Consider the following 6,037-nt stretch of genomic DNA (forward strand, 5'->3'; position numbering starts at 1 on the left):
AAGAGCAGGGGCAGCGCGAGCGCCCCGAACAGCATGAGACCCGTCCGGTATCCGGTGCGGTGCGAGGCGCGGTCGGAGATCGCCCCGATGAGCGGGTAGGCCAGCACGTCGATCACCTTGGGGACCAGCACCAGCACCGTCGCCACCGCGGCGGCGACGCCGATCGAGTCGGTGAGGTAGTAGGCCAGTACCAGCCCGGGCAGTGTGCTGAACGCGCCCGTGCCCACGCTGCCGGCGGCGTACGAGGCGAGCATCCGGCCCGAGGGACGCCCGGCGGACCGGCCGTCGTCACGCGCGGCCTCGCCGTGCGCCCGTGTGGTGGTCATGGACAGACTCTAGGGCGAGGCGAGCGCGTTCACCGTTGAAAAGAGCGTTCCGCGCACCTGGCTCTCACGAAACGTGTGCGGAACGGCCTTCGCGATGGGGAATGAGGAGTGTGCCGGGACCCGCCTCAGCCTCGCCAGTCGAAGGTGTCCGGATCCGGGCCGGAGCGAGTGCCGTTGTGCAGGGCCGATATCGAGGCCATCTGCTCGTCGTTCAGCTCGAAGTCGAACACGTCGAGGTTCTGACGCATCCGCTCGGGGCTCGAGGACTTGGGAAAGACGATGTCCCCGCGCTGGAGCACCCAGCGAAGCACGACCTGGGAGACCGAGCGGTCGACCTGCTCCGCCAAGGCGGTGAGCTGCGGGTCGCCGAAGACCGCGCCCTGCGCGAGCGGGCTCCACGCCTCCACTGCGATCCCGCGGTCCGCGCACGCCGCGCGGACCTCGTCGTTGACGAAGTAGGGGTTCGACTCGATCTGGTTGACGGAGGGAGTGCTGAGGCCCGCCTCGGACAGTCGCGCGAGGTTGGCCGGGGTGAAGTTGGAGACCCCGATCGAGTCCACCGCGAAGTCGGCGCGGATGCCCTCCATGGCCTCCCAGACGCGGGCGACGTCGCCGTGCATCGCCAGCGGCCAGTGCACCAGGAACAGGTCGATCCGGCCGCCGAGGGCCTCGAGTGAGCGTTCGGCGGAGTCGCGGGCGGCGGCGGGCTCGTGGAAGGAGTTGTTGAGCTTGGTGGTGAGCCACAGCTCGTCACGCGGGATCCCCGAGGCCGCGATCGCGCGACCCACCCCGTCCTCGTTGCCGTACATCTGCGCGGTGTCGAGGTGGCGGTACCCGGCCTCGATAGCCTCGGTGACGACCTGCTCGGTGTCGGCGGGCGGGACCTGGTAGGTACCAAACCCGAGCTGGGGGATCGCACGGCCGTCGCCCAGGTCGATCAGCGGGATCTGCGGTGTCGAATCGGTCATGCGCCCCACCGTACGCCCGTCCCGGGATCACTCGCGACCGGTACGCAGCGAGGCCTCCACCAGGTCGAGCATCGCGCTCACGTGGGCCGTGCCGCGCCCTGTCGCGAGGTGGGTGATGAGTCCGTCGAGCACGATGTCGAGGTAGACGCGCAGCACGTCATCGGGGACGTCCGTCCGCATCCTCCCGGAGTCCTTCTGCTCCCGCAGGCGGGCGAGGATGGCCTCGTCGAGCTCCGCCTGCCGGTCGGTCCACCGCTCCCGGAAGGCCGGATCGGTGCGGATCCGTCGCGCGATCTCCAGTCGGGTCCCGAGCCACGAGAACTCGTGGGGGTCGGCCAGGATCTCCCGCATCACCTGGACCAGACCCTGCTCGGCCACCGTGGCCGCCATCGCCGCGGCGTCGTCGTGCGCCAACGCGAGGAACAGGGCGTCCTTGTCGTCGAAGTGGTGGAAGATCGCACCGCGGCTGAGACCGGTGGTCTCCTCCAGACGTCGGACCGTGGCGCCCTCGAACCCGAACTCGGCAAAGCACTCGCGCGCCCCCGACAGGATCTCCCGACGCCGGGCGTCCATGTGGTCCTGACTGACCCTGGGCATCTCACAACCTTCCTACGGATACACCACGGCGGTACGCGGTTCCCCCTGTCTCACCAGGAGTTACCGCGCACCGCCGTCGGGGTGGAGGTGATCAGCCCTTGATCATGTTGCGCAGCACGTACTGCAGGATGCCGCCGTTGCGGTAGTACTCCGCCTCGCCGGGGGTGTCGATGCGCACCTTGGCGTCGAACTCGACCACCTGGCCGTCCTCCTTGGTGGCGGTGACCTTGACCGTCTTGGGCGTGGTGCCGTTGTTCAGCTCCTCGATCCCGGTGATGTCGAACGTCTCCGTGCCGTCCAGGCCGAGGGTCTCGTGCGACTCGCCCTCGGGGAACTGCAGCGGCATGACACCCATGCCGATGAGGTTCGAGCGGTGGATGCGCTCGAACGACTCGGTGATGACGGCCTTGACGCCGAGCAGGCTGGTGCCCTTGGCCGCCCAGTCGCGGGAGGACCCGGTGCCGTACTCCTTGCCACCGAGCACCACGAGCGGCGTGCCCTGCGCGGCGTAGTTCTGCGCGGCGTCGTAGATGAACGCCTGCGGGGCGCCCTCCTGCGTGAAGTCGCGCGTGTAGCCGCCCGTCACACCGTCCAGCAGTTGGTTCTGGAGGCGGATGTTGGCGAACGTGCCCCGGATCATGACCTCGTGGTTGCCGCGGCGCGACCCGAACGAGTTGTAGTCCTGACGGGACACACCGTTCTCGTCGAGGTACTGCGCGGCCGGGGTGCCCGGCTTGATCGTCGACGCGGGCGAGATGTGGTCGGTCGTGACCGAGTCGCCGAGCTTGGCCAGGACGCGGGCGCCCTTGACGTCCTCGACCGGGGTCAGCTCCATCTGCATCCCGTCGAAGTACGGGGGCTTGCGCACGTAGGTCGACTTGGCGTCCCACTCGAACGTCTTGCCGTCCGGGGTGCTGAGCCCACGCCAGCGGTCATCGCCGGCGAAGACGTCGGCGTACTTGGACGTGTACTCCTTGGAGGAGATCGAGGCCTTGATGGTCTCCTCGATCTCCTCGGTGGAGGGCCAGATGTCCTTGAGGTAGACGTCGTTGCCGTCGGTGTCCTTGCCCAGGGAGTCGGCCTCGAAGTCGAAGTCCATGGTCCCGGCGATGGAGTACGCGATGACCAGCGGCGGGGACGCCAGGTAGTTCATCTTGACGTCCTGGTTGATCCGGCCCTCGAAGTTGCGGTTACCGGACAGCACCGCGGTGGCGGTCAGGTCGTGCTCCTGGATCGCGTTGGAGATCTCCTCCGGCAGCGGTCCGGAGTTGCCGATGCAGGTGGTGCAGCCGTAGCCCACGAGGTAGAAGCCGAGGGCCTCCAGGTCCGGCCAGAGTCCGGCCCGCTCGTAGTACTCGGTGACGACCTGCGAACCCGGCGCCATCGACGTCTTGACCCACGGCTTGGCCTTGAGGCCCTTCTCGTGCGCCTTGCGCGCGAGGAGCCCGGCGCCGATCATCACCGACGGGTTGGACGTGTTGGTGCAGGACGTGATCGAGGCGATGGAGACGATGCCGTGGTCCAGGACCATCTCGGTGCCGTCCACGGACACCTCGACGGGCTTGGAGGGACGTCCCTCGGAGCCGTCGGAGGCGTCGGCCCGGACCGAGCCCTCCTCGGCGTGCGAGAGGGTCGCGGTCCCGGTGTTGTCGGACGGGGCACCGCCCTCGGACTGCATCCGGCCCTTCTCGGTGTCACCGAGGGGGTTGACGCCGGCGTCCACGTAGTTGTGGATGTCCTTGCGGAACGCGCTCTTGGCGTCGGCCAGCTCGATGCGGTCCTGCGGACGCTTGGGTCCGGCGATCGACGGGACGACGTCGCCCAGGTCGAGCTCCAGGTATTCGGAGAAGACGGGCTCCTCCGCGTCGGCGTGGAGCCACATGCCCTGCTCCTTGGCGTAAGCCTCGACCAGGGCGAGCTGCTCCTCGTCGCGACCCGTCAGGCGCAGGTAGTCGATGGTCTCGCCGTCGATCGGGAACATGGCGCAGGTGGAGCCGAACTCCGGGCTCATGTTGCCGATCGTGGCGCGGTTGGCCAGGGGCACAGCCGCGACGCCGGCACCGTAGAACTCCACGAACTTGCCCACGACGCCGTGCTTGCGCAGCATCTCGGTGATCGTCAGGACGACGTCCGTGGCGGTGACGCCCGGCTTGATCGACCCGGTGAGCTTGAAGCCCACGACGCGGGGGATGAGCATGGAGATGGGCTGGCCGAGCATGGCGGCCTCGGCCTCGATACCGCCGACGCCCCATCCCAGGACGCCGAGACCGTTCTCCATGGTGGTGTGCGAGTCGGTGCCCACGCAGGTGTCGGGGTAGGCCTGCCCGTTCCGGACCATCACGGAGCGCGCCAGGTACTCGATGTTGACCTGGTGCACGATGCCGGTACCCGGGGGGACGACCTTGAAGTCGTCGAAGGCGCCCTGACCCCAGCGGAGGAACTGATAGCGCTCCTCGTTGCGCTGGTACTCGATCTCGACGTTCTTGTCGAAGGAGTCGCGACCACCGAAGGACTCGATGATCACGGAGTGGTCGATGACCATCTCGGCCGGCGCGAGGGGGTTGACCTTGTCGGGGTCGCCACCGAGGGTCTTGACGGCCTCACGCATGGTGGCGAGGTCGACGATGCAGGGGACACCGGTGAAGTCCTGCATGATCACGCGGGCGGGCGTGAACTGGATCTCGGTGTCGGGCTCGGCGGAGGGGTCCCAACCGGCCAGGGCCTCGATGTGCGCCTTGGTGACGTTCTTGCCGTCCTCCGTGCGCAGCAGGTTCTCGGTGAGGACCTTGAGGGAATAAGGGAGCTTGGCGGCTCCCTCGACCGCCGAGAGGCGGTAGATCTCATAGGCTTGGCCGCCGACCTCTAGGGTCCCCTTGGCGCCAAAGCTGTCAATGCTTGCTGTCACGTCAGCTCCACTCGTGGTGTGAATGTCGATTCGTCATCCCTCCCGGTGTCGCCGCGTGTCTCGGGCGGCAACGCCGGGGGCGGACACAGGACCCATTGTGGACCCTCGCGCCCGGTTGCGGTCACCAATTTACCAGTACGCTCGTTCTGTATAGGTTCCGGCACGCCCGAAGGTGGGGGGCGCGGAGCGGGTATCGCGCCGTCCGGCGCGCGTATTCGGTTCGACGACGACGAGATGGCACCATGTCGGCCGTGGACAACTCCGACGATTCCGTGACCACGCTCGCCTACGAGGCCGAGCCGGTGATGTCCTTGCAGGAGGGCGAGGTCCCGCAGTGGCTCGACTTCGAGGCCGTGTCCCGGGACCTGGCCGACGACGGGGTCTCCGCCCCGGAGCCGTTCGTCGAGGGACTGCGGACCGTCGTCACCGAGGCGGGGGACCGCGGGCTCGATCTCAAGGTGGTCTACACCGAGGCCCCGGCCGCCGTCTACACGGACGCCCGCGACCTCGCCGCCCTGCTGAACGAGGAGTACGAGGGGACGATCCTGGTCCGGACCCCGGTCTTCGTCGGCAGTTCCAGCGACACCATCCCCCGCCACAAGCTCGAGGCCGGCCAGGACGACGCCTGGGAGGAGTTCGACCCGGTGGCCTCCGCCTCCGTCTTCGCGCACAAGGTCACCGCCCCCGCCCCGCCCTGGGGCGCGTTCTCGGCGGTCGTGCTCGTGCTGGCGATCGTCGTGGCGGTCGCCTTCGTCGTCGCCCTCCGGCGGCGCCTGCGCTGACGATCTCCGGCGGCGATTGCGCTGCCGGACGCTCTCCACGGCCATCACCCGACACGCCTGCTTTTCTCGCGTTATTCGAGTTACAGCAGTGTATTTTGCCGTCCAATGTTCCGGACGGGACTTCTGTGACCTACGGTGCTAGAGGAACCATCGGTTCTGCCGAGTTGGTATGAGGCTCTAGTGGCGCAGGGGAAGGCATCACCCGAACCTCACCCTCCTCGGTGACGCGTCCCGCCGTGCGGGTCGCGCGGTCAGCCGCATCCTCGTGCGGTTATCGGAAGGTGAAACGTGAAGCCTGACCATTCTTCAAGCCGCGCTCCGGGAGCGCGGAGACGTCGGGGTCCGGTGCGCAGGCCCGGACACGCCCTACTCGCGGCGGCGCTCGTCCTGGGCACCGCCTCGGGCGTGGTCCACGCACCGGTGGTCGCGGCGCAGGAGGTCCCGGCGGCCTCGCCCGGG

General features: G+C 68.3%; 5 protein-coding genes. 1 reads left to right on the top strand and 4 read right to left on the bottom strand.

Features of this window, described 5'->3' with window-relative positions; translation table 11 throughout:
* The 4 genes from G6021_RS00595 to acnA form a co-directional block, all read right to left on the bottom strand.
* On the bottom strand, positions 1-326 hold a 326-nt coding region (locus G6021_RS00595; RefSeq protein ID WP_182640461.1), incomplete at its 3' end, for an MFS transporter.
* 125 nt (positions 327-451) lie between these two features.
* Positions 452-1,294 carry an aldo/keto reductase gene (locus G6021_RS00600; protein ID WP_182640462.1) on the bottom strand — a complete coding sequence of 281 codons (843 nt, stop codon included), beginning with the start codon at positions 1,292-1,294 and terminating at the stop codon, positions 452-454.
* 27 nt (positions 1,295-1,321) lie between these two features.
* Positions 1,322-1,891: a TetR/AcrR family transcriptional regulator gene (locus G6021_RS00605; protein WP_179525301.1), complete on the bottom strand. Its 570-nt coding sequence runs from the start codon at positions 1,889-1,891 to the stop codon at positions 1,322-1,324.
* Positions 1,892-1,982: 91 nt separating this feature from the next.
* The gene (gene acnA / locus G6021_RS00610) at positions 1,983-4,796 is read right to left on the bottom strand and encodes an aconitate hydratase AcnA (protein WP_179525300.1); all 2,814 of its coding nucleotides are present in this window, start codon (positions 4,794-4,796) and stop codon (positions 1,983-1,985) included.
* A gap of 242 nt (positions 4,797-5,038) precedes the next feature.
* On the opposite strand from acnA, the gene G6021_RS00615 reads away from it, so the two are divergent.
* Positions 5,039-5,578 (top strand): DUF6676 family protein, encoded by a 540-nt coding sequence (locus G6021_RS00615; protein ID WP_187700278.1) that lies wholly within the window; start codon positions 5,039-5,041, stop codon positions 5,576-5,578.
* Positions 5,579-6,037 lie beyond the last annotated feature (459 nt).

The sequence above is a fragment of the Dietzia sp. CW19 genome, from assembly GCF_014145265.1.
GTDB lineage: Bacteria > Actinomycetota > Actinomycetes > Mycobacteriales > Mycobacteriaceae > Dietzia > Dietzia natronolimnaea.